A 22,704-nucleotide genomic window follows, 5' to 3' on the forward strand; every position below is an offset into this window, starting at 1 on the left:
ACACCGAATGATGGTCATGCCGGCCTGCTTCGATCACGCCGGGGATGGGAATCATTCCTGGTGGCCGTGTATCATGGCGCGTTCACCGTGCAGCCCGGGGCTCGAGCCCCGGTCTTGCCGCTCGCCCTCGGAAGCCCTGGCCCTCGAACTCGATGCCGGTCCCCGGCGTTGCGCCGAGCCGACGCTCGGCAACGGACGCCGCGGCGGTGTCAGTCGAGTCGGGTCGTGCCGTTGGCCTGCGTGCCGAGGGCGGCAACGCCCTTTTTTATTCGGATCTGTCGACAAGGAAATTCATGGACAACGTCACGGACCGGCCGCTGGCCGGCATCCTGCTCCGGCTGCTGTCGGGCGTGCTGTTCACCGGGATGATGGTGTGCGTCAAGGCGGTGAGCACGGAGGTGCCGCTGGGGCAGACCGTGTTCTTCCGCTCGGCCTTCGCGCTGCTGCCCATCGTGATCTTCATGACCTGGCGGCGGGAGTTTCCCCGGGCCCTGGCCACGCGGCGCCCGCTCGGGCACCTGCTGCGCTCGGGGCTGGGGGCGGCGGCGATGTTCGCCTCCTTCGCCGCGGTGGCCCGGCTGCCGGTGGCCGAGGCGACGCTGCTGGCGCAGCTGGCCCCGGTGGCCATGGCGGTGGGCGGCGTGCTGTTGCTGGGGGAGCGTTTCACCCGCCATCGCGCGGTGGCGTTCGCCCTGGTGCTGGGCGGTGTGGCGGCCCTGGTGCTGCCCGATCTGGGCAGTGGTCAGGACCAGGGACGCGTGCTGGGCTATGCGCTGGGCATCCTGGCCGCGCTGCTGACGGCGGGGGCGCTGGTCACGGTGCGGCGCATCTCCCGCACCGAGACGGCGGCGTCCATCGCCTTCTACTTCGTGCTGGTCACGGCGCTGGCGGGCCTGGCCACCCTGCCGCTGGGCTGGGTGGGGGTGTCGGGGCCGACCCTGGGGCTGCTGATCCTGGCTGGCCTGTTCGGCGGTGCCGCCCACATCTGCATGACCCTGGCGCTGCGCTTCGCCGAGGTCTCGCGCCTGGCGCCCTTCGAGTACGTGGCGTTGATCTGGCCGGTGCTGGCCGATCTGCTGATCTTCGGGCTGCCGCTGTCCAGCGGGTTCCTGCTGGCCCTGCCCCTCGTCCTGGGCGGGGCAGGCCTGGCGGCGCTCGAGGGACGGCGGGAGCTCAAACGGCCTCTTCGACAATGAGCTGGGGCCGGCCCTTCGAGCAGGGCTCGATGCGGGCGTCCACCCGGTAGACGCGACGCAGCAGCTCGGGGGTGACCACCTGCTCGGTCGGCCCGCAGGCCGCCAGCCGGCCGCTCTCGAGCACCATGGCCTGGTCGGTGAAGCGCAGCGCGTGGCCCAGGTCATGCAGGGCCGCGATGACCAGCATCTGCCGCTCGCGGGCCAGCCGTCGCAGGATCGACAGCAGGCTGAGCTGGCGATACAGGTCCAGCGCCGAGGTAGGCTCGTCGAGGAGCAGGATCTCGGGGGCCTGCACCAGCGCCTGCGCCGCACTCACCAGCTGTCGTTGCCCGCCGCTGAGATCGCCGATGTCGCGCTCGCCGAGCTCGGCGATTCCCAGGTCCCCCAGGGCGCGCTCGACCTCGGCCAGGTCCTCGTCGCGGACCTTCAGGCTGCGCCCCTGCATGCGCGCCAGCAGCACCGACTCGTAGACCGTCAGCACGGCGTTGGCGCCGGTGTCCTGGGGCATGTAGGCCACCGGGCGCTCGGCGGTGGCGCCGCCGATGCGGGCCTCGCCCTCGCCGTCGAGCAGCCCGAGGATGCGCCGGAAGAGGGTGGACTTGCCGGCGGCGTTGGGGCCGAGCAGGGCCACCACCTGGCCGCCCGCGAAGGCGGGCGTGGTGATCTCGGCGAGGATCCGGCGCCGGCCGTAGCGGGCCGAGAGGCGGTCGAGGGTGAGGGTTACCATGAGGCCTTCTTGTGACTGAGGACGAGGAACAGGAAGAAGGGGATCCCCACCAGCGAGGTGATGATGCCGATGGGGATGATGGTGCCGGGCAGGATGACCTTCGACAGCACCGAGCCGACGGAGAGGATCAGGGCTCCGCACAGCGCCGAGCCGGGCAGGAAGAAACGCTGATCCTCGCCCACCAGCAGGCGCGCGATATGCGGCCCGACCAGGCCGATGAAGCCGATGGTGCCGACGAAGGCCACGGCGATGGCGGCCAGCAGCGAGACCAGCACCAGCACCTCGAGGCGGAGCGCGCGCGGCTTCACGCCCAGGCTCTCGGCCTTGGCGTCGCCCAGGCGCATGGCGGTGAGGGCCCAGCCGTGGCGGGCGAGCAGCGGCAGGACGGCCACCAGCACCCCCAGGGCGATCCACAGCTTGGGCCAGGTCGCCTTGGTCAGGCTGCCCATGGTCCAGAACACCACCGCGGCCACGGCCTGCTGGCTGGCGAAGAACTGGATCAGCGCCATCAGCGCGTTGAAGATGAACACCATGGCGATGCCCAGCAGCACGATGGTCTCGATGGTCACCCCGCGCCGCATGCTCAGCGCATGGATGGCGAAGGCGGTCAGCATGGCCATGACGAAGGCGTTGATCGGGATGACGTAATCGACCGCCGCGGGGACGAGCACCACGCCGAAGGCCAGCGCCAGGGCGGCGCCGAAGCTCGCCCCGGCCGAGATGCCCAGCGTGAAGGGGCTGGCCAGGGGATTGCTGAGGATGGTCTGCATCTGGGCGCCGGCGATCGACAGGCTGGCGCCGACCACCAGCGCCATCAGCGCCACGGGCATGCGGATGTCCCACAGGATCACCCTGGCCTGCTGGCTCACCGCATCGGGGGTGACCAGCGCGGCGATCACCTCGCCCAGGCCGAAGCGCGCGGGCCCGAGCGCCAGGTCGACGCACAGGCTCAGCCCCAGCGCCAGCGTGAGGGCGGCGAGGATCAACTGGCGCCGGATCACCAGGGCGCGGTAGAAGCCGCGCTCCGGGGAGGCGGCGGGGCCGGCGGTCATCTCAGTGCTCATTCAGCGAGATCCAGTAGCCGGGCGCGTAGTCCACCGGCAGGAAGCGCTCGTGGAGCTCCTGCAGGGTAGCCTCGGGATCGAGATCGGCGAACAGCTCCGGGTGCAGCCACTTGGCCAGCCGCTGCACGGCGACGAAGTAGTAGGGGCTGTTGTAGAACTGGTGCCAGATGGCGTGGAAGTCGCCGGTCTCGACGGCCGTGATGCCGGTCATGGCGGTGCGCTCGGTCAGCGCCTGGAGCTTGGCACGGGCGGCGTCCATGTCGGCGCCCGGCCCCACGCCGACCCAGTCGCCGCCGGGCACGTAGGCCTCCCAGTTGCCCCCCGTGACCACCACGTGGTCGGGGTCGGCGGCGATGATCTGCTCGGGGTTCAGCGTGCCGAAGGTGTTCGGGATGATGCCATCGGCGATGTTGGTGCCCCCGGCGATCTCGACATATTCGCCGAAGTTGCCGGGCCCGAAGCTCATGCAGCAGTCCTCCGAGTAGCCGCCCGCCCGGTCCACGAAGACCTTCGGGCGCGCCGGGTCCGCGGCCGCGATCGTCTCGGTGACGCGAGCCATCTGGGCCTCGGAGAAGTCGATGAAGGCCTCGGCGTCCGCCTCCTCGCCCAGCAGCTCGCCCATCAGGCGCATGGACGGGACGGTGTGCGCGAGCGGGTCCTCGCGGAAGTCCACGTAGACGATCGGGATGCCGAGTTCGGCCAGCTTGTCGTCGTAGGCCGCCTCCTCGGTGGCGGCCCTGGCCTCGAGGTTCATCAGCACCACATCCGGCTGGAGGGCGGCGGCCTGCTCGACGTCGAAGGTGCCGTCCTTGAAGCCACCGAAGGTCGGGAGGTCCTTCAGCTCGGGGAACCTGGCGGCGTAGCGCGCATGGTTGTCCGGGTCGGCCTGGGCGAAGTCCTCGCGCCAGCCCACCACGTGGGCGAACGGGTCTTCCGGTTGCAGCGCGCCCAGCAGGTAGATCTGGCGGCCCTCGCCGAGGATCATGCGCTCCACGGGGGCATCGACGGTGACCTCGCGGCCGGCGACGTCGGTGACGGTGATCGGGTCGGCCTGGACGGCCGCGCAACCGAGGGCGATGGCCGTGCCACCGACGGCGTTGAGCAGGGATGTATGCATGGGCGGATGTCGTACTCGTTGTTGGGTCGCGTCGAAGTCCGGGCGCGCCTCGCAGCACAGCGGCCGTTGGCCGTGTCATGCGATGCGTGTGCCCGCGTCCGTTCCGGTGGCTTGCCGCAGGCGCAGCTTGCTGGCCGTTGCGTATCGTTCCTATTCGCAAGCGGCGGCCAGTATGGCCGAATCGTCGGGCCTCGTCGAGGTAGTGGTGAAGGGTTACAGCCAGCCGGTGCGCCGGAAGCGCCGGTACAGCCCGCCGCAGGCCAGCCCCATGATCAGCAGCGCCAGGGGATAGCCGAGTCGCCAGTCCAGTTCCGGCATATGCACGAAGTTCATGCCCCAGATGCCGGCCAGGATGGTGGCCACGGCGAAGATCGCCGCCCAGGCCGCCAGGCGCTTGTGGACCTCGCCCTCGTCGATCGCCACCATCGAGAGGTTGACCTGGATGGCGGTGATGATCATCTCGCGGATGGTGTCCACCGCCGCCTCGAGGCGGTGCAGGTGGTCATAGACGTCGCGGAAGTACTCGCGGGTCTTGCGGCACAGCGCCGGCACCCGGCCGCCGAACAGGTGGCTCACGGCATCGCCCAGGGGCATGGCGGCATGCTTGAGCTGCATGGTCTGGCGCTTGAGCTGGTAGAGCCGCTCCAGGCTCGCTCGAGCCGTATCCTTGACGAAGATCTGATCCTCGATGCTCTCCAGCTCCGCCTGCAGCGCCTCGACCACCGGGAAGTAGCGGTCGACGACGGCGTCCAGCAGGGCGTAGAGCACGAAGGCCGGGCCCTGCTTGAGCAGCTTCGGCTCGCGCTCGCAGCGCCGGCGCACCGCGGCGAAGCCCTGGCCCGAGTGCAGGCGCACCGAGAGCACGTAGCCGGGACCGGCGAACACCGCCACCTGGCCGGACTCCAGCCGATCGTCACGCATGGTGATCATGTGCATGATGACGAACAGCGTCTCGCCATACTCCTCGACCTTGGGGCGCTGCTCGCCGCGCAGGGCGTCCTCGACGGCCAGTTCGTGCAGGTCGAAGATCTCCTGGAAGGACGCCAGCTCCTCGGCGCCGGGGTCGTGCAGGGCCACCCACACGAAGCAGTGCGGCCGCGCCATGTGCTCGGCGACTTCCTCCGGCTGGATATCGCGCAGTCGGTGCCCCTGCTCGTAGGCCACGCAGTTGACGATCATCGCGGCGTCCCTCCTGGCGGGTGAACGGGTCCCTCAGGGATGAGCATAGCCCCACCGCCCGGCCGGGCTCGACTCGCGGCGCCAACGCGGCGCCCTGGCGCTCCCGGGGGCGCTCGTCATAGGCTGGAGACTCACCTTCAAGGAAAGCGGAGATCACCATGCCGATTTCACGTGCCGAGATCGCCACCGAGTCCGGCGAGAAGCTGCTCAAGCGGCTGTGCAAGCACTGGGCCCACAAGCTGGAAGTGGAGCAGCAGGGCGGCGAGGGGCGGGTCAGCTTCGAGGATGGCTCCTGCCTGTTGCGGGCCGAGCCGGACAAGCTGCAGGTGGCCGTCGAGGCCCTGGACGAGGAGGGGCTGGATCGCCTGGAGGGCGTGGTCGCCAGTCACCTGGAGCGCATGGCCGGCGACGAGGCCCTGCAGATCGTCTGGGAAAATTGAGCGGCGAGACGCCGACGGTCCGCACCGCCCATCTGGGCATGCTGCTGTGGGCGTCGCTGGTGGGGCTGTCGTTTCCCGCCGTGGGGCTGATGAGCGCGCTGCCGCCGTTCTCGCTCACCGCGCTGCGTTTCGCCATCGCCTGCCTGGGTCTGGGGTGGCTGGTCCGCCGGGTGCCGGGCGCCTGGCCGGGCTGGCGGGCGCTGCCGCTGTTCGCCGCCATGGGGCTGTGCCTGGCCGGCTTCTTCGGCGCCATGTTCTGGGCGGCCCACCATGCCACGGCGCTGTCCATGGCCACCCTCTACGTGACGGTACCGCTGCTCGCCTACGGCCTGGGCCTGGGGGCCGGCGTCGAGCGGCTGGCCTGGCGACTGCCGGCGATCCTCGCCCTGGGCGCGGCGGGGGCCCTGGGGCTGGCCTTCGCCGAGGCCCTGGAACGCGGGGGCGCGCTGCGCTTCGGGGTGGGCGAGGCGGTGTTCTTCCTCGGCTGCCTGTGCTCGGCCCTCTACCCCGTGCTCAGCAAGTGGGGCCTGACCCGGGGCGTGCTGCCCGCCTCGGCGGCGGTGCGCACCTTCTGGAGCCTGGGGCTCGGCGGGGCGCTGATCGGCCTGCTGGGCCTGGCGGTGGAGCCAGTGGGTCGGCTCGCCACCATGAGCTGGCGCGATGGCCTGCTGCTGGTCTACCTGGGGCTCTTCTCCAGCGCCCTGACCTTCTGGCTGATGCAGCGGGCCACCGCGGTGCTGACCCCCGGCGCCATCACCGCCTACGGCTACCTGGTGCCCTTCGTCTCGATGCTGCTGCTGTTCGTCGAGACGCCCTCGCGCCTCGGCTGGGCCTGGCTGCCGGGCAGCGTAATGGTGCTGCTGGCCATCGCCCTGCTGCTGCGCCATGACCCGACGGCCGGCTAAACCCGACTAGTCGTCCGCCGGCATCGCCAGGCCGGGGAAGTGGGGGTGGATCTCGGCGTAGAGCGGGCCCGGGTCGCCGGCATGGCGACGCGAGAAATGAAAGGGCACCAGGCGCGCCACGCCCGCCGCCGTGGCGATCTCGCCGCAGGCCCGGGCGGTCAGGTGGCCGGTGCGGCGGGCCTGGTCCGCCTCCGCCTCGAGGAAGGGGGCCTCGCAGACCAGGGTGTCGGTGTCCTTCGCCAGGGCCTGCAGGCGGCGCCGGTTGGCCGGGGTATCGCCCAGGTCGGTGGCATAGACCAGCCGCTGGCCGGGGCGCATCTCCAGCAGCTCCGCCGCCAGGGTCGCGGCGGGAAGGGGCGTGCCGCCGGGCGGCTGGATCGGGGCGTCGGCCTGGCCGGCCAGCATCCGCCGCTTGAGCTCGCCCAGCCAGGGGCCGGGCGGCCAGCCTCGCGCCGCCAGCCGCGCCTTGCGCACCCTGGCCTCGGCGTGGGGCTCGAAGGCGAAGGCCAGCACCGGGGTGCCGTGGTCGAGGCGCGTCGCCCGCACGCAAAAGCCGGGCTCCTCGAGGAGCAGGCCCGCCCTGGCGGGCCGTGACGGCAGTGCCTCGGGCTCGCGGCCGGCCACCAGGGCATAGCGCCGCAGCCGGTCGCCGTGCAGCTCCGCCACCTCGAAGCGTGGGGCCTTGTCGCCCACCCGGTCCCACAGCACGCCGCTCATCAGGCCCCGCACGTGCCCGGCGAGCCCCGGCGGGCCGTACAGCCGGCACGCCGGGTAGTCGCCGATGCGCGAGCGCAGCAGCCACGGGAAGCCACCGATATGGTCGAAGTGGGCGTGGCTGATGAAGACGTCGCTGACCTGGTGGGCGAGCCGCGCCGGCAGGCGCCCGGCGTCGCCGAGGTCGAACAGCAGGCTGCGTCGCTGGTGGCGCAGCCGCAGGTGCAGCAGGGGGTCGCCGAAGACGCCGTTGACCAGGGTGGCCACGGCCCGCTCGAGGCGCACCACCGGCCGCGGGCCGCCGTCGGCCGTCGCCGGCGGCAGGCACCGGGTCAACTCCGGGAGGGGCCCGGCCGGACGGGCCTGTCGATGGCGGGGGGCGGTCGCCAGCGTGCCGTCACGGTCGCGGTGGGCGTCGCGGATCACCACCGCGGCCACCGCGGCCGAGGGGGAGGCGGCGCGCACCCGCAGGCGGTCCGCCGTCAGCTCGAGTACCTCGCCCAGGGCCAGGGTCTCGCCCCGGGCGTCGAGCAGGCCGACCTGGCGGCCCCGCCAGGCCTGGGGGGCCGAGCGCGGCGGCGGGGTGCCGAGCACCGCGAGGCCGTCCAGCCTCAGGGTCAACTCACCGGCGCCGTCCAGCCAGGCCTGCCAGGCCGCGGTGCGGCGCTGCTTGCGCGCCAGCTTCCCCGGGTGGCGGGCCTCGGCGGCGGGGATGAGGCGACGGCTGGGCAGCCCCAGGGCGCGGCATTCGTCCGCGAGAGGCGCGGCGGCGCCCTCCGGCACCAGCAGGGCCAGCGCCCGGGCATCGCCGACCCCGGCCAGGGCCGGCAGCAGCTCGGCGGCCCCGGCGCCGCGCACCACGCCGGGGGCATCGATCAGCAGCGGGCCGGGCGGGCAGTAGGCGGCCAGCCGGCGCAGGGCGTCCACCAGCGGCAGGCGAAAGCGGGCGGCGTCGAGGCTGCACAGCGCGGCCAGCCGTTCCGGGTGCCAGCCCGCGCCTCGCCACACCCCGAGCGCCACGGCCCCCGGCGGGCCGAACCCGGGCAGGCCAGGGTCGACGCTCAGGCAGCGGCAGACCACGCCCCGGCGGACCAGGGTGGCGGCCGCCGCGGCGGCCAGGGTGGTCTTGCCGGTGCCCGGCGCGCCGGCCAGCAGCACCCGCTGGTGGCGGCGCAGCAGTTTCAGCAGCGGGTGGTCGGCGGGCAGCGGGGTCGGCTCCGGCATGGCGCGGGCTCTCCTGGGCGGATAGCTCCAGTGTGGGCGATATCGCGTCCCGGCCCCAAGGCGGCGGGCCCCGGCCGGGGCGGCCTCTGGTATACTCCGGGCACTTCATGCCATCGAACTTCAGGAGCCCGCATGACCCGTATCGCCATCGTCGGGGTCGCCGGCCGCATGGGCCGCACCCTGGTCAACGCCGTGCAGCAGGACGCCGAGGCCACCCTGGCCGGCGGCATCGTCGAGCCGGGCAGCTCGCTCGCCGGCGCCGATATCGGCGAGCTGGCCGGTATCGGCAAGCTGGGAGTGGCCGCCGCCGACTCCCTGGCCGCCATCGTCGACGACTTCGACGTGCTGATCGACTTCACCGCCCCGCAGGTGACCCTGGCCAACCTGGCCTTCTGCGCCGACCACGGCAAGCGCATCGTGATCGGCACCACCGGGCTCTCCGACGACGAGCTGGACGAGCTGGACGGCTACCGCGACCGCCTGGCCATGGTCTTCGCCCCGAACATGAGCGTCGGCGTCAACCTGACCCTGAAGCTGCTCGAGACCGCCGCCAGGGCGCTCGGCGACGAGGGCTACGACATCGAGGTGATCGAGTCCCACCATCGCCACAAGGTCGATGCCCCCTCCGGCACGGCGCTGAAGATGGGCGAGGTGGTCGCCGAATCCCTGGGCCGCAGCCTCAAGGAGCATGGCGTCTTCGAGCGGGTCGGCCAGTGCGGGCCGCGCACCGACAAGGAGATCGGTTTCGCCACCGTCAGGGCGGGCGACATCGTCGGCGAGCATACGGTGATGTTCGCCACCGAGGGCGAGCGCATCGAGATCACCCACAAGGCCTCCAGCCGCATGACCTTCGCCAAGGGCGCGGTGCGCGCCGCCCGCTGGGTGGCCGGCCAGGGCAACGGCCGCTACGCCATGCAGGATGTGCTGGGGCTTTGATTCCTCGGGGGTAGCCGTCGGGCGCGATTTCCTGTAATATCCCCAAAATTTTGGCCGGGCGCATGGGCGAGAGCCCCCTTCGCTGCGCTTGTTGCTTCGGCCCCGCATTCCGAGCGAATGACAACAAGCGGGATGAAACCGGTCTTCATCGGGTTTCGTCCCGCTTTTTTGCGGGCCGGTGAACCGCATTCACTTGACGAGCTGTCTCTTACGCCGTCTTTGACAACATGGGAGGACGTTGCATTGAACAGACCCGCGATACTGGCCTTGGAAGATGGCAGTGTGTTTCATGGCACCGCCATCGGCGCCGATGGGCAAACCAGCGGTGAGGTGGTGTTCAATACGGCCATGACGGGCTACCAGGAAATCCTTACCGACCCCTCCTATACCCGCCAGATCGTCACCCTGACCTACCCCCACATCGGCAACACCGGCGTCAACGCCGAGGACGTGGAGTCCGGGGCCATCGCCGCCGCCGGCCTGGTGATCCGCGACCTGCCGCTGCTGGCCAGCAACTTCCGCAGCGAACAGTCACTGTCCGACTACCTGGCCGGCCAGAACGTGCTGGGCATCGCCGACATCGATACCCGCCGCCTGACCCGCATCCTGCGCGACAAGGGCGCCCAGAACGGCGCCATCCTCGCCGGTGCCGAGGCCGAGGGCGAAGACGCCGTGGCGCGGGCCCTCGAGGCCGCGCGGGCCTTTCCGGGGCTCAAGGGCATGGACCTGGCCAAGGTCGTCTCCTGCCAGTCGCCCTACGCGTGGAGCGAGGGCGAGTGGACCCTGGGCCAGGGCTATGCCGACGCCGCCGAGGCCGAGCGTCCCTACCACGTGGTCGCCTACGACTACGGGGTGAAGCGCAATATCCTGCGCATGCTGGCCTCCCGCGGCTGCCGCCTGACCGTGGTGCCGGCCCAGACCCCGGCCAGCGAGGTCATGGCGCTGAACCCGGATGGCATCTTCCTCTCCAACGGCCCCGGCGACCCGGAGCCCTGCGAGTACGCCATCGCCGCCATCCGCGAGCTGCTCGAGACCGGGGTGCCGATCTTCGGCATCTGCCTGGGGCACCAGCTGCTGGCGCTGGCCAGCGGGGCGAGCTCGGTGAAGATGAAGTTCGGCCACCACGGCGCCAACCACCCGGTGCAGGACCTCGACAGCGGCCAGGTGATGATCACCAGCCAGAACCACGGTTTCGCGGCCGAGGAGTCGACGCTGCCCGAGACCCTGCGGGCCACCCACCGCTCGCTGTTCGACGGCACCCTGCAGGGCATCGAGCGCACCGACCGGCCGGCCTTCAGCTTCCAGGGCCACCCGGAGGCGAGCCCCGGCCCGCGGGATGTCGCGCCGCTGTTCGACCGCTTTATCTCCATGATGAAGGAACGCCGCTAAGCGTTGATCCTCAGTCACCATCGAGTCCGTCTTTACACCGATTAGCCGCGGGAACCGTCATGCCCAAACGTACCGACATCCAGAGCATCCTGATCATCGGCGCCGGCCCCATCGTCATCGGCCAGGCCTGCGAGTTCGACTATTCCGGCGCCCAGGCCTGCAAGGCGCTGCGCGAGGAGGGCTACCGGGTCATCCTGGTCAACTCCAACCCGGCCACCATCATGACCGACCCGGTGATGGCCGACGCCACCTACATCGAGCCGATCACCTGGCAGGCGGTGGAGAAGATCATCGAGGCCGAGAAGCCCGATGCCGTGCTGCCCACCATGGGCGGCCAGACCGCGCTGAACTGCGCCCTGGACCTGGACAAGCACGGCGTGCTGGAGAAGCACGGCGTGGAGATGATCGGCGCCAACGCCGACGCCATCAACAAGGCCGAGGATCGCGACCTGTTCGACCAGGCGATGAAGCGCATCGGCCTGGAGTGCCCCAAGGCCAAGGTGGCCCACACCATGGACGAGGCCTGGGAGATCCAGGGCGAGCTCGGCTTCCCGGTGATCATCCGCCCCTCCTACACCATGGGCGGCTCCGGCGGCGGCGTGGCCTACAACAAGGAGGAGTTCGAGGAGATCTGCACCCGCGGCTTCGAGCTCTCCAACAACCACGAGCTGCTGATCGACGAGTCGCTGCTGGGCTGGAAGGAGTACGAGATGGAGGTCGTTCGCGACAAGAACGACAACTGCATCATCGTCTGCGCCATCGAGAACTTCGACCCCATGGGGGTGCACACCGGCGACTCCATCACCGTGGCCCCGGCCCAGACGCTGACCGACAAGGAATACCAGATCATGCGCGACGCCTCCCTGGCGGTGCTGCGCGAGATCGGCGTCGAGACCGGCGGCTCCAACGTCCAGTTCGGCATGGATCCGCAGACCGGGCGCATGGTGGTCATCGAGATGAACCCGCGGGTGTCGCGCAGCTCGGCGCTGGCCTCCAAGGCCACCGGCTTCCCGATCGCCAAGATCGCCGCCAAGCTGGCCGTCGGCTACACCCTGGACGAGCTGCAGAACGACATCACCGGCGGTCGCACCCCGGCCTCCTTCGAGCCGTCCATCGACTACGTGGTCACCAAGATCCCGCGTTTCACCTTCGAGAAGTTCCCCCAGGCCAACGACCGCCTGACCACCCAGATGAAGTCGGTGGGCGAGGTGATGGCCATCGGTCGCACCTTCCAGGAGTCGTTGCAGAAGGCGCTGCGCGGCCTGGAGACCGGCAACGACGGCCTCGACCCCAAGGTCACTCGCTTCACCGGCGAGACCCTGGCCCACATCAAGGGCGAACTGCAGGCCGCCGGCGCCGAGCGCATCTTCTATGTCGCCGACGCCATGCGTGCCGGCATGAGCCGCGACGAGGTCTTCCGCCTGACCAGGATCGACCCCTGGTTCCTGGTCCAGCTCGAGGACCTGATCCGGACCGAGGCCGAGGTGGCCAGGCGCTCGCTCTCCGAGCTGGACGCCCGCGAGCTGCTGCGCCTCAAGCGCAAGGGCTTCAGCGACGCCCGCCTGGCGACGCTGCTCGGCGTCGCCGAGAAGGAGTTCCGCAAGACCCGCCAGAAGGAAGGCATCCGCCCCGTCTACAAGCGGGTGGACACCTGTGCGGCGGAGTTCGCCTCCGACACCGCCTACATGTATTCCACCTACGAGGAGGAGTGCGAGGCCGAGGTCTCGGATCGCCAGAAGATCATGGTACTCGGCGGTGGGCCCAACCGCATCGGCCAGGGCATCGAGTTCGACTACTGCTGCGTCCACGCCGCGCTGGCCATGCGCGACGACGGTTATGAGACCATCATGGTCAACTGCAACCCGGAGACCGTCTCCACCGACTACGACACCTCGGACCGCCTCTACTTCGAGCCGGTGACCCTCGAGGACGTGCTGGAGATCGCCGACAAGGAGCGGCCCGCCGGGGTGATCGTGCAGTTCGGCGGCCAGACCCCGCTCAAGCTGGCCCGCGAGCTCGAGGCCGCCGGCGTGCCGATCATCGGCACCACCCCGGATGCCATCGACCGCGCCGAGGACCGCGAGCGCTTCCAGCAGATGATCGACAAGCTGGGCCTCAAGCAGCCGCCCAATGCCACCGCGCGCAGCTTCGACGAGGCCTTCGCCAAGGCCGAGGCGATCGGCTACCCGCTGGTGGTGCGTCCCTCCTACGTGCTCGGCGGCCGGGCCATGGAGATCGTCTACGATGCCTCCGAGCTCGAGAACTACATGACCCACGCGGTCAAGGTCTCCAACGACTCGCCGGTGCTGCTGGACCACTTCCTCAACGCGGCCGTCGAGATCGATATCGATGCCGTCTCCGACGGTCAGCAGGTGGTGATCGGCGGCATCATGCAGCATATCGAGCAGGCCGGCGTGCACTCCGGCGACTCCGCCTGTGCGCTGCCGCCCTACTCGCTGCCCGCGGACGTGCAGGACGAGATGCGCGACCAGGTCAAGCGCATGGCCGTGGAACTCGGCGTCAAGGGCCTGATGAACGTGCAGCTGGCCTGGCAGGACGGCGAGATCTACGTCATCGAGGTCAACCCGCGGGCCTCGCGCACCGTGCCCTTCGTCTCCAAGTGCATCGGCACCTCCCTGGCCCAGATCGCCGCGCGCTGCATGGCCGGCACCACCCTGGCCGACCAGGGCTTCGAGAGCGAGCGGGTGCCGCACTTCTACAGCGTCAAGGAAGCGGTCTTCCCGTTCGCCAAGTTCCCCGGCGTGGATCCCATCCTGTCGCCGGAGATGAAGTCCACCGGCGAGGTGATGGGCTCCGGCGAGACCTTCGCCGAGGCCTTCTACAAGGCCCAGCTGGGCGCCGGCGAGGCGATTCCGGGGCTCGATGGCGAGCGCAAGGCGTTCCTCTCGGTGCGCGATCCGGACAAGGCGGGTGTTATCGAGGTGGCCCGTTCTCTGTTAAAATTGGGGTTCACCCTATGCGCGACCCGTGGCACGGCATCGGCCCTCGAGGCGGCCGACCTGCCGGTGGAGATCGTCAACAAGGTATATGAGGGTCGTCCGCATATCGTCGATCTGCTCAAGAACGACGAGGTCGCCTATATCGTCAACACCACCGAGGGCCGCCAGGCCATCAATGATTCCTCGGTGATCCGTCGCACCGCACTCGCCCGCAAGGTTCCCTATGCCACCACCCTGGCCGGGGCCAATGCCGTTTGTCTGGCACTCGAATACGGCAATGCCGTCACCGTGCGGCGGTTACAGGAACTGCATGCAGGAGTCAGTCAATGAACAAGGTCCCGATGACCGTCGTCGGTGAGCAGCGCCTTCGCAAGGAGCTCGAGGAGCTCAAGAGCGAGGCGCGCCCCAGCGTGATCGCCGCGATCGCCGAGGCCCGCGAGCACGGCGACCTCAAGGAGAACGCCGAGTACCATGCGGCCCGCGAGCAGCAGGGCTTCATCGAGGGGCGGATCCAGGAGATCGAGGGCAAGCTCTCCAATGCGCAGGTCATCGACGTGACCAAGCTGCCCAAGACCGGCAAGGTGATCTTCGGCGTGACCGTGGAGCTGATCAACCTGGAGACCGACGATGAGGTGACCTACCGCATCGTCGGCGAGGACGAGGCCGACATCAAGGCGGGCCAGATCTCCGTCACCTCGCCCATCGCCCGCGCCTTGATCGGCAAGGAGGAGGGCGACGTGGTGCTGGTGCGCACCCCGGGGGGCGACGTCGAGTACGAGATCGGAAGCGTCGAACACCTGTAAGTCGGAAGCTCGAAGAGTGAAGAAGAAAGAGGCCGCCCGGTTGGGCGGCCTCTTTCGTAGGGTAGAGGTGCTCTCTTCCCTCTTATCTCTTCCTTCTTCCCTCTCTGCTCCGCGTCAGCGCCGGCCGTGATGCTCCTCGAAGCGCTTGATGTTGGAGAGCTTCGGGTTGCCCCTGGGGTTGTGGCGGTAGAGCAGGGCGACCTTGCCGATCTTCTGCACCAGCTCGCCGCCGCTCTCGGCGACCAGTTCGTCGAGCATGGCGGCGCGGTCGTCGCGCTCGGGCAGTGCCAGCTTGACCTTGACCAGTTCGTGGTCGGAGAGGGCCCGGTCCAGCTCGGCGATCACGCCCTCGGAGAGGCCGTTTTCGGACACCGTGACCACGGGGTCGAGGTGGTGCCCGATGCTGCGGAATGCTTTCTTTTGTGCCTGTGACAAGCTCATGGTATCTTGATTCTTCCCGGTTGGCGCGCAGCGCACATGGTACGGTGAATCGCGCCGCGGCGAAAGCGCGGCCAGCCTCGCCGGCCGCCCGTCACCCCGGGCCCGCAGGTCAGCACCCCTCCCAGGTCTATTCCGGAAACCGCTCGACCGCCTGTCATCCAGGATCATTCACAGGTGATGCCGTGGCACGTTCCCAAGATTCCCGCCCCAAGCGGCGCGGCGCCAGCAAGAGCAGCGCCGGCTGGCTGAAGGAGCACTTCGACGACCGTTATGTACAGCAGAGCTGGCAGGACGGCTATCGCAGCCGCGCCAGCTACAAGCTGCTGGCCCTGGACGAGAAGGACAAGCTGCTGCGCCCCGGCATGACGGTGATCGACCTCGGCGCCGCTCCCGGCGGCTGGAGCCAGGTGGCCGCCGAGCGGGTCGGCGACGCCGGCCTGGTCATCGCCTCCGACCTCCTCGAGATGGATGCCCTGGCCGATGTCGACTTCGTCCAGGGGGATTTCACCGAGGAGAGCGTGCTCGAGGCGATCCTCGCTCGGCTCGATGATCGGCCGGTGGACCTTGTGATGTCGGACATGGCCCCCAACATGAGTGGCATGGCCGCCATCGACCAGCCCCAGGCGATGTACCTGGTGGAGCTGGCCCTGGATCTGGCGCGCCAGACCCTGTCCCCCGGCGGCGCCTTCCTGGCCAAGGTCTTCCAGGGAGAAGGTTTCGACCCCTACCTGAAGGAGTTGCGCAGCGACTTCACGCGGGTGGTGACCCGCAAGCCGGAGGCCTCCCGTGCCCGGTCCCGGGAGGTCTACCTGCTGGCGGAGGGGTTTCGCGGCTGAGCCGGTGGCCCGGCGCGGTCGCCGGGACTGCCCCGTCGGCCCGATAGTCACAGGCTAACGATTGGATGGCCGGACACGACGGCGTGTCTGTGTCACAGTGAAGGCCATAGCCACGGGTGGGCCCGGCTCGCCCCCATGCTGGCTGAACATGTGCTGCTGATGTAGTGTCGAAGGCATCAGGCGTGTTCGGCCGACAGATTCTTGCAATGAGGGTAGTCCCTTGAACGACATGGCGAAGAACCTGATTCTGTGGTTGGTCATCGCGGCAGTGCTGCTGACGGTGTTCAACAACTTCAGCGTCGAGAACGCACCCCAGACGATGAACTACTCCCAGTTCGTCGAGCAGGTGCAGAACCAGCAGGTCGAGAGCGTGACCATCGATGGCTACACCATCAGCGGGGAACGCACCGATGGCTCCCAGTTCCAGACCATCCGGCCGGCGGCGGAAGACCCCAAGCTGATGGATGACCTGCTCGCCCACAACGTGACCGTGGTCGGCAAGAAGCCCGAGGAGCAGAGCCTGTGGACGCGGCTGCTGATCGCCAGTTTCCCGATCCTGCTGATCCTGGCCATCTTCATGTTCTTCATGCGCCAGATGCAGGGCGGTGGCGCCGGCAAGGGCGGCCCGATGAGCTTCGGCAAGTCCAAGGCCAAGCTGCTCTCCCAGGACCAGATCAAGACCACCTTCGCCGACGTGGCCGGCTGTGACGAGGCCAAGGAGGAGGTCGAGGAACTGGTCGACTTCCTGCGCGACCCGACCAAGTTCCAGCGCCTGGGTGGCACCATCCCCCGCGGCGTGCTGATGGTGGGCCCGCCCGGCACCGGCAAGACGCTGCTCGCCAAGTCCATCGCCGGTGAGGCCAAGGTGCCCTTCTTCTCGATCTCCGGCTCCGACTTCGTCGAGATGTTCGTGGGCGTCGGCGCCTCCCGGGTGCGCGACATGTTCGAGCAGGCCAAGAAGCAGGCGCCCTGCATCATCTTCATCGACGAGATCGACGCCGTGGGCCGCTCCCGCGGGGCCGGCATGGGCGGCGGCAACGACGAGCGCGAGCAGACCCTGAACCAGCTGCTGGTGGAGATGGACGGCTTCGAGGCCAACGAGGGCATCATCGTCATCGCCGCCACCAACCGCCCCGACGTGCTCGACCCGGCGCTGCTGCGCCCGGGCCGCTTCGACCGCCAGGTGGTGGTGCCGCTGCCCGATATCCGCGGCCGCGAGCACATCCTCAACGTCCACCTGCGCAAGGTGCCGCTGGCCGACGACGTCAAGCCGTCGCTGATCGCCCGCGGCACCCCGGGCTTCTCCGGCGCCGACCTGGCCAACCTGGTCAACGAGGCCGCGCTCTTCGCGGCCCGCGGCAACAAGCGCCTGGTGGGCATGGACGAGCTGGAGATGGCCAAGGACAAGATCATGATGGGCGCCGAGCGCCGCTCCATGGTCATGACCGAGAAGGACAAGCTTAATACCGCCTACCACGAGTCCGGCCACGCCATCATCGGCCTGGTGATGCCGGAGCATGACCCGGTCTACAAGGTGACCATCATCCCGCGTGGCCGGGCGCTGGGCGTGACCATGTTCCTCCCCGAGGAGGATCGCTACAGCCTGTCGCGTCAGCAGATCATCAGCCAGATCTGCTCGCTGTTCGGCGGCCGCATCGCCGAGGAGATGACGCTGGGGCCGAACGGCGTGACCACCGGCGCTTCCAACGACATCAAGCGCGCCACCGAGCTGGCCCACAACATGGTCGCCAAGTGGGGCCTGTCCGACGAGATGGGGCCGATCATGTACGACGAGGACGAGTCCCACCAGTTCCTCGGCGGCCCCGGCCAGGGCGGCAAGCTCAAGTCCGGCGAGACCACCACCCGGCTCGACAAGGAGGTCCGCCGGATCATCGACGAGTGCTACGCTCAGGCCAAGCAGATCCTCGAGGACAATCGCGACAAGCTGGATGCCATGGCCGAGGCGCTGGTGCAGTACGAGACCATCGACGCCGACCAGCTCAGGGACATCATGGAAGGCCGCAACCCGCGTCCGCCGAAGGACTGGGAGGATGGCAGCCCCGGCGGCGGGTCGCCGATCACCGGCCGGCCCGAGAGCGAGCCCTCGCCCTCGGGTGTCGCCGAGGACGGCGACGGCGAGGATGGGGAGAAGCCGCGCCGTCGGCCCTCCGATCCCCTCGGGGGGCCGGCGGGCAGCTGATCCGCCGCGACGTGACCATCGGGCGCCCTGCGGGGCGCCTTCGCCGTGGAGAGGGCTGCCCGGCCCTCGCCCCGCTCACGACACCTTCAGGACGATGATGCACACCACACCCGCGACACCGCTGCCCTGTGGCCGGCACCGGCTCGATCTCTCCTTTCCCCGCGTGATGGGGATCCTCAACGTCACCCCCGACTCCTTCTCCGACGGCGGCCGCCATGTGGCCCTCGACGACGCCGTGCGCCGTGCCGAGCAGATGCTGGCCGAGGGCGCCGCCATCATCGACGTGGGGGGCGAGTCCACGCGGCCCGGCGCCGCACCGGTCTCGGCCGACCAGGAGCTGGATCGGGTGGTGCCGGTGGTGGAGGCCCTGGTGCGCGAGCTCGATGCCCTCGTCTCGGTGGATACCAGCACCCCCGAGGTGATGCGGGAGGCCTCGCTCAAGGGGGCGGGGATGATCAACGACGTGCGCAACCTGCGCCGCGACGGCGCCATGAAGGCGGCCGCCACCAGTGGCCTGCCGGTGTGCCTGATGCACATGCTCGGCGAGCCGGGCGACATGCAGGATGCGCCCCGCTATGATCGCCCCGTGGAGGAGGCCGTGGCCGACTTCCTGGCGCAGCGCATCGCCGACTGCGAGGCCTCGGGGCTGCGTCGCGAGCGCCTGCTCCTCGACCCGGGCTTCGGTTTCGCCAAGACCGTGGAGCACAACCTGCGCCTGCTCCATCATATGCATCACCTGGAGCGCTTCGGCCTGCCGCTGCTGGTGGGCATGTCCCGCAAGAGCATGATCGGCAAGGTGCTGGACCGGCCGGTGGAGGAACGCCTCTCCGGCGGCCTGGCGCTTTCCGCGATGGCGGTGGAGCGGGGCGCACGAATCCTGCGCGTCCACGACGTGGGCCCCCACGTGGACGCGGTGAACATGACCTGGGCCGTCCTCAAGGAAGGATGTGAGAATGAGTAGACGCTATTTCGGTACCGACGGGATCCGCGGCACGGTGGGCGAGGCGCCCATCACCCCCGACTTCATGCTCAAGCTGGGCTGGGCCACCGGTCGGGTGCTGGCCCGTGAGTCGGGGCAGGCCCGGGTGTTGATCGGCAAGGACACGCGGATCTCCGGCTACATGTTCGAGTCGGCCCTGGAGGCCGGCCTGTCCGCCGCCGGCGTCGACGTCATCCTGCTCGGCCCCATGCCCACCCCGGCGATCGCCTACCTGACCCGGACCTTCCGGGCCGACGCCGGCATCGTCATCTCGGCCTCCCACAACCCCTTCGCCGACAACGGCATCAAGTTCTTCTCCGCCGAGGGGGTCAAGCTGGCCGATGCCGTCGAGGCCGACATCGAGTCGATGCTCGACGAGCCGCTGACCACCGTGGCACCGGATGCCCTGGGCAAGGCCAAGCGGGTGGACGACGCCGCCGGCCGCTACATCGAGTTCTGCAAGTCGACCCTCCCCGAGCGGGTCAGCCTGCACGGCCTGAAGATGGTCATCGACTGCGCCCACGGCGCCACCTATCACATCGCGCCCAGCGTGTTCCGCGAGCTGGGTGCCCAGGTCAGCGTGATCGGCGCCGCGCCGGATGGCCTCAATATCAACCATGAGGTGGGCTCCACCCATCCCGCCGCGCTGCGCGCCGCGGTCATCCAGCAGGGCGCCGACCTGGGGGTGGCCTTCGACGGCGACGGCGACCGGGTGTTGATGGTCGACGCCGACGGCCGCGAGATCGACGGTGACGACATCCTCTACCTGATCGCCCGGGACCGCCACGGCCGGGGCGACCTCGGCGGCGGGGTGGTCGGCACCCTGATGAGCAACTTCGGCCTGGCCGCCGCGCTGGAGGCCATGGCGATCCCCTTCGAGCGGGCCAGGGTCGGCGACCGCTACGTCATGGAGCGCCTGGCGGCCAACGGCTGGCAGCTCGGCGGCGAGTCCTCCGGGCATATCGTCTGTGGCCATGTACAGACCACCGGCGACGGCATCGTCTCCGCGCTGCAGGTGCTGTCGATCATGGTGCGCGAGGGGCGGCCGCTGGGCGAACTGCTGGTCGGCCTGGAGAAGGCGCCGCAGATGCTGGTCAATGTGCGCCTGAGCCCGGGGGCCGACGCCCGGTCGCTGATGGAAGCCGCGGCGCTGAAGTCCGCCGTGGCGGCGGTCGAGGCCGAGCTGGGCGACCAGGGGCGGGTGCTGCTGCGGCCCTCCGGCACCGAGCCGCTGATCCGGGTGATGGTCGAGGGGCGTCCCCACCTGGACGTGGGCGGCCTGGCCCGTCGTCTGGCCGATGACGTCCAGGGTCTGTTGTCCTGACCATAGGAGCCCGTCGGACTTGACGCTGATCTGCGGCGACACTCGGGCTTTCGGCCCATTTCATTCGATCTGATTGCTCCTGGGCCCTGGTTGTCTTGACAGGGCCGCTCCTATACCATTTCGCTCCACCTTGAAAGAGGACCCCCCATGTCGACGCCGCTGATCGCCGGTAACTGGAAGATGAACGGCTCCTTGTCCCTGGTCGAGGATTTCGCCCGGGGCTTCGCCGATGCCACCCTGCCTGAGTGCGTCGACGTGGCGCTGATGGTGCCCTTCCCCTATCTGGAGGCCGCGGGGCGGGCCTGGGGCGACACGCCGCTGGTCGTCGGCGCCCAGACCCTCAGCGACCGGCCCGCCGGGGCCTTTACCGGCGAGGTCAGCGGCGAGATGCTCAAGGAGTTGGGGGCGCGCCTGGTGCTGGTGGGGCACTCCGAGCGGCGGATCCTGTTCGGCGAGGACGATGCCGCCGTGCTGGCCCGGGTGCGGGCCGCCCTGGCCTGTGAACTCACCCCGGTGCTGTGCCTCGGCGAAACCCTCGAGGAGCGGGACGCCGGCCGCACCGAGGCCGTGGTGCTCGGCCAGCTCGAGGCCGTCCTCGAGGGCCTGGGCGTCGGCGAGCGGCCCCGCCTGGTGCTCGCCTACGAGCCGGTCTGGGCGATCGGCACCGGGCGCACGGCCTCGCCCGAGCAGGCCCAGGCGGTGCACGGCGCGATCCGCGCACGCCTGACTGATTACTGTGCCTCCCTGGCCGAGGACATGCGGATCCTCTACGGCGGCAGCATGAAGGCCGCCAATGCCGCCGAGCTGCTCGCCCAGCCGGACATCGACGGCGGCCTGGTGGGCGGTGCTTCCCTTCAGGTCGACGATTTCCTAGCCATTTGTCAGTCAGCAGGTTGAATCCATGCAAGTTGCCATTCTCATGATCCACGTGGCGATCGCCATCGCCCTGGTCGTCCTGATCCTGCTGCAGCAGGGCAAGGGCGCCGATGCCGGTGCCTCCTTCGGTGGCGGCGCCTCCCAGACCGTGTTCGGTTCCCGGGGCAGCGGCAGCTTCCTGTCGCGCGCCACCGGCGTGCTGGCCGCGGCCTTCTTCGCCACCTCCCTGACCCTGGCCTACTTCGCCTCCCAGGCCGGCCAGGCACCGGAGGAAGCGGGCATCCCCGATGCCGAACTGATCGAGCAACAGAACGCCGTGCCGACCCTTGACGACGAGGGCAGCGGTGTGGATAATGCAGCGCCAGTGCTGGAGGAAAGCGGCAACTGAGTCGCGGATCCGGCCTCCCCTGATGCCGAAGTGGTGGAATTGGTAGACACGCTATCTTGAGGGGGTAGTGACCTTACGGTCGTGCGGGTTCAAGTCCCGCCTTCGGCACCATTTGAAGCCGGCACGGTGATGCTCACCAGGCGCCGGACCTTCAACAGCAGGATTGGCGGAGCGGTGCTTTGTCACTTGACGCAAGAGTCAGGCAGGCATACAATCACCGACCTAGATTGATGCGGGGTGGAGCAGTCTGGTAGCTCGTCGGGCTCATAACCCGAAGGTCATCGGTTCAAATCCGGTCCCCGCTACCATCTTCGAGGCAGGCATGCAGGTGTTTTCGGGGCATGTCAGAGAGCCGAAGTGGTATACAGGTTTCTTGTAAAAGCCCCTTCCTGTGAAGGGGCTTTTTGTTAGCGGCCAGCACGCCGGTCGATACCGGCGACGCTGTTCCGGGCAACGCCAATCAGCCACCTGACTTTCCTGTTCACTCCCGGCCAGGTGCCTGATGCAACGGCTGTAGGAGCTTTCTTCCGTGGCAATCAAGGATGCTGCGCTACATGCGCTGATCGAACCGGTGGTCTCGGCCATGGGCTTCGAGCTGTGGGGCATCGATTACCTGTCCCAGGGTAAACATTCCCGCCTGGTGATCTATATCGATCACGAGGACGGGGTGAGCGTGGAGGATTGCGCCGATGTCAGCCGCCAGGTCAGTGCGGTGTTCGATGTCGAGGACCCCATCACCGGCGAGTACCGGCTCGAGGTCTCCTCCCCGGGCATGGACCGGCCGCTGTTCACTCTCGAGCAGTTCGAACGCTACGCCGGTCATGTGGTGGCCGTGAAGCTACGCGTGCCCTTCGACGGGCGGCGCAAGTTCCAGGGCCTGCTGGCCGGCATCGAGGGCGACGAGGTGCTGCTGCAGCTCGACGGCGAGGAATATTGCTTTCCCATCGAGAGCATCGACCAGGCGCGGGTCGTTCCGCAGTTCGGTCAGTGAGGTCGGTGCTAAAGG

Annotated in this window: 20 protein-coding genes and 2 tRNA genes; 16 read left to right on the forward strand and 6 right to left on the reverse strand. The window is 69.3% G+C overall.

From position 1 onward, the window contains the following. Nucleotides 1–293: 293 nt before the first annotated feature. Nucleotides 294–1,196 carry a DMT family transporter gene (locus FHR97_RS18825; protein ID WP_183385339.1) on the forward strand — a complete coding sequence of 301 codons (903 nt, stop codon included), beginning with the start codon at nt 294–296 and terminating at the stop codon, nt 1,194–1,196. Here the strand turns inward: FHR97_RS18825 and FHR97_RS18830 are convergent. From FHR97_RS18830 to corA, 4 genes are all read right to left on the reverse strand, one after another. Next, nucleotides 1,174–1,923 (reverse strand): ABC transporter ATP-binding protein, encoded by a 750-nt coding sequence (locus FHR97_RS18830; protein ID WP_183385340.1) that lies wholly within the window; start codon nt 1,921–1,923, stop codon nt 1,174–1,176. The genes FHR97_RS18825 and FHR97_RS18830 overlap by 23 nt on opposite strands. After that, nucleotides 1,917–2,987: a FecCD family ABC transporter permease gene (locus tag FHR97_RS18835; protein ID WP_183385341.1), complete on the reverse strand. Its 1,071-nt coding sequence runs from the start codon at nt 2,985–2,987 to the stop codon at nt 1,917–1,919. Before FHR97_RS18835 ends, FHR97_RS18830 begins: the two co-directional genes overlap by 7 nt. Continuing rightward, complete coding sequence (locus FHR97_RS18840; RefSeq protein WP_183385342.1) at nt 2,977–4,104, reverse strand: ABC transporter substrate-binding protein; 1,128 nt, start codon at nt 4,102–4,104, stop codon at nt 2,977–2,979. Before FHR97_RS18840 ends, FHR97_RS18835 begins: the two co-directional genes overlap by 11 nt. 213 nt (nt 4,105–4,317) lie before the next feature. Next, nucleotides 4,318–5,283 (reverse strand): magnesium/cobalt transporter CorA, encoded by a 966-nt coding sequence (gene corA / locus FHR97_RS18845; protein ID WP_183385343.1) that lies wholly within the window; start codon nt 5,281–5,283, stop codon nt 4,318–4,320. A 158-nt stretch (nt 5,284–5,441) separates the two neighbouring features. Between corA and FHR97_RS18850 the strand changes: the two genes are divergently transcribed. Then, the gene (locus tag FHR97_RS18850) at nt 5,442–5,723 is read left to right on the forward strand and encodes a DUF2218 domain-containing protein (RefSeq protein WP_183385344.1); all 282 of its coding nucleotides are present in this window, start codon (nt 5,442–5,444) and stop codon (nt 5,721–5,723) included. After that, nucleotides 5,720–6,628, forward strand: a complete 909-nt coding sequence (locus FHR97_RS18855; RefSeq protein ID WP_246404132.1) for a DMT family transporter — start codon at nt 5,720–5,722, stop codon at nt 6,626–6,628. The genes FHR97_RS18850 and FHR97_RS18855 overlap by 4 nt, the downstream gene beginning before the upstream one ends. A 6-nt stretch (nt 6,629–6,634) precedes the next feature. Here the strand turns inward: FHR97_RS18855 and FHR97_RS20185 are convergent, their stop codons facing one another. Continuing rightward, nucleotides 6,635–8,566, reverse strand: a complete 1,932-nt coding sequence (locus FHR97_RS20185; protein ID WP_221187873.1) for an MBL fold metallo-hydrolase — start codon at nt 8,564–8,566, stop codon at nt 6,635–6,637. A 132-nt stretch (nt 8,567–8,698) separates the two neighbouring features. Between FHR97_RS20185 and dapB the strand changes: the two genes are divergently transcribed. From dapB to greA, 4 genes are all read left to right on the forward strand, one after another. Then, nucleotides 8,699–9,502 (forward strand): 4-hydroxy-tetrahydrodipicolinate reductase, encoded by an 804-nt coding sequence (dapB, locus tag FHR97_RS18865; protein ID WP_183385345.1) that lies wholly within the window; start codon nt 8,699–8,701, stop codon nt 9,500–9,502. A 243-nt stretch (nt 9,503–9,745) separates the two neighbouring features. Beyond that, nucleotides 9,746–10,891, forward strand: a complete 1,146-nt coding sequence (carA, locus tag FHR97_RS18870) for a glutamine-hydrolyzing carbamoyl-phosphate synthase small subunit (protein ID WP_183385346.1) — start codon at nt 9,746–9,748, stop codon at nt 10,889–10,891. Between the two features lie 59 nt (nt 10,892–10,950). Continuing rightward, a complete protein-coding gene (carB, locus tag FHR97_RS18875) occupies nt 10,951–14,181 on the forward strand; it encodes a carbamoyl-phosphate synthase large subunit (protein ID WP_183385347.1) in 3,231 nt (1,076 codons plus the stop codon). After that, nucleotides 14,178–14,654, forward strand: coding sequence for a transcription elongation factor GreA (greA, locus tag FHR97_RS18880; RefSeq protein WP_183385348.1), 477 nt, complete (start codon nt 14,178–14,180; stop codon nt 14,652–14,654). Before carB ends, greA begins: the two co-directional genes overlap by 4 nt. Nucleotides 14,655–14,768: 114 nt before the next feature. Here greA and yhbY read toward each other — a convergent pair whose 3' ends face one another. After that, a complete protein-coding gene (gene yhbY, locus FHR97_RS18885; RefSeq protein ID WP_183385349.1) occupies nt 14,769–15,095 on the reverse strand; it encodes a ribosome assembly RNA-binding protein YhbY in 327 nt (108 codons plus the stop codon). 182 nt (nt 15,096–15,277) lie between these two features. Between yhbY and rlmE the strand changes: the two genes are divergently transcribed. The 9 genes from rlmE (at nt 15,278) to rimP (ending at nt 22,689) form a co-directional block, all read left to right on the forward strand. Then, on the forward strand, nt 15,278–15,931 hold the full coding sequence (gene rlmE / locus FHR97_RS18890; RefSeq protein WP_183385350.1) for a 23S rRNA (uridine(2552)-2'-O)-methyltransferase RlmE: 654 nt from the start codon (nt 15,278–15,280) through the stop codon (nt 15,929–15,931). A gap of 220 nt (nt 15,932–16,151) precedes the next feature. Continuing rightward, the gene (gene ftsH / locus FHR97_RS18895) at nt 16,152–18,131 is read left to right on the forward strand and encodes an ATP-dependent zinc metalloprotease FtsH (RefSeq protein ID WP_183385351.1); all 1,980 of its coding nucleotides are present in this window, start codon (nt 16,152–16,154) and stop codon (nt 18,129–18,131) included. A gap of 94 nt (nt 18,132–18,225) precedes the next feature. Further along, nucleotides 18,226–19,092 (forward strand): dihydropteroate synthase, encoded by an 867-nt coding sequence (gene folP / locus FHR97_RS18900; protein WP_425486107.1) that lies wholly within the window; start codon nt 18,226–18,228, stop codon nt 19,090–19,092. Beyond that, complete coding sequence (gene glmM / locus FHR97_RS18905) at nt 19,085–20,434, forward strand: phosphoglucosamine mutase (RefSeq protein WP_183385352.1); 1,350 nt, start codon at nt 19,085–19,087, stop codon at nt 20,432–20,434. Before folP ends, glmM begins: the two co-directional genes overlap by 8 nt. Nucleotides 20,435–20,581: 147 nt before the next feature. Continuing rightward, nucleotides 20,582–21,331, forward strand: coding sequence for a triose-phosphate isomerase (tpiA, locus tag FHR97_RS18910; protein WP_183385353.1), 750 nt, complete (start codon nt 20,582–20,584; stop codon nt 21,329–21,331). A gap of 4 nt (nt 21,332–21,335) precedes the next feature. Beyond that, complete coding sequence (secG, locus tag FHR97_RS18915; protein ID WP_183385354.1) at nt 21,336–21,698, forward strand: preprotein translocase subunit SecG; 363 nt, start codon at nt 21,336–21,338, stop codon at nt 21,696–21,698. A 24-nt stretch (nt 21,699–21,722) separates the two neighbouring features. Next, nucleotides 21,723–21,809 (forward strand) — tRNA-Leu (locus FHR97_RS18920). A gap of 120 nt (nt 21,810–21,929) precedes the next feature. After that, nucleotides 21,930–22,006, forward strand: a tRNA-Met gene (locus FHR97_RS18925). 221 nt (nt 22,007–22,227) lie between these two features. Then, a complete protein-coding gene (rimP, locus tag FHR97_RS18930; protein WP_183385355.1) occupies nt 22,228–22,689 on the forward strand; it encodes a ribosome maturation factor RimP in 462 nt (153 codons plus the stop codon). Nucleotides 22,690–22,704: the final 15 nt, after the last annotated feature.

Origin of the sequence: Halomonas stenophila (assembly GCF_014192275.1) — a bacterium.
Taxonomy (GTDB): domain Bacteria; phylum Pseudomonadota; class Gammaproteobacteria; order Pseudomonadales; family Halomonadaceae; genus Halomonas; species Halomonas stenophila.

Bases quoted from the DNA above. Each gene is read 5' to 3' on its own strand.
- FHR97_RS18825 (WP_183385339.1), top strand. From the start codon at position 294: ATGGACAACGTCACGGACCGGCCGCTGGCCGGCATCCTGCTCCGGCTG.
- FHR97_RS18830 (WP_183385340.1), bottom strand. From the start codon at position 1,923: ATGGTAACCCTCACCCTCGACCGCCTCTCGGCCCGCTACGGCCGGCGC.
- FHR97_RS18835 (WP_183385341.1), bottom strand. From the start codon at position 2,987: ATGAGCACTGAGATGACCGCCGGCCCCGCCGCCTCCCCGGAGCGCGGC.
- FHR97_RS18840 (WP_183385342.1), bottom strand. From the start codon at position 4,104: ATGCATACATCCCTGCTCAACGCCGTCGGTGGCACGGCCATCGCCCTC.
- corA (WP_183385343.1), bottom strand. From the start codon at position 5,283: ATGATCGTCAACTGCGTGGCCTACGAGCAGGGGCACCGACTGCGCGAT.
- FHR97_RS18850 (WP_183385344.1), top strand. From the start codon at position 5,442: ATGCCGATTTCACGTGCCGAGATCGCCACCGAGTCCGGCGAGAAGCTG.
- FHR97_RS20185 (WP_221187873.1), bottom strand. From the start codon at position 8,566: ATGCCGGAGCCGACCCCGCTGCCCGCCGACCACCCGCTGCTGAAACTG.
- dapB (WP_183385345.1), top strand. From the start codon at position 8,699: ATGACCCGTATCGCCATCGTCGGGGTCGCCGGCCGCATGGGCCGCACC.
- carB (WP_183385347.1), top strand. From the start codon at position 10,951: ATGCCCAAACGTACCGACATCCAGAGCATCCTGATCATCGGCGCCGGC.
- greA (WP_183385348.1), top strand. From the start codon at position 14,178: ATGAACAAGGTCCCGATGACCGTCGTCGGTGAGCAGCGCCTTCGCAAG.
- yhbY (WP_183385349.1), bottom strand. From the start codon at position 15,095: ATGAGCTTGTCACAGGCACAAAAGAAAGCATTCCGCAGCATCGGGCAC.
- folP (WP_425486107.1), top strand. From the start codon at position 18,226: ATGATGCACACCACACCCGCGACACCGCTGCCCTGTGGCCGGCACCGG.
- glmM (WP_183385352.1), top strand. From the start codon at position 19,085: ATGAGTAGACGCTATTTCGGTACCGACGGGATCCGCGGCACGGTGGGC.
- tpiA (WP_183385353.1), top strand. From the start codon at position 20,582: ATGTCGACGCCGCTGATCGCCGGTAACTGGAAGATGAACGGCTCCTTG.
- secG (WP_183385354.1), top strand. From the start codon at position 21,336: ATGCAAGTTGCCATTCTCATGATCCACGTGGCGATCGCCATCGCCCTG.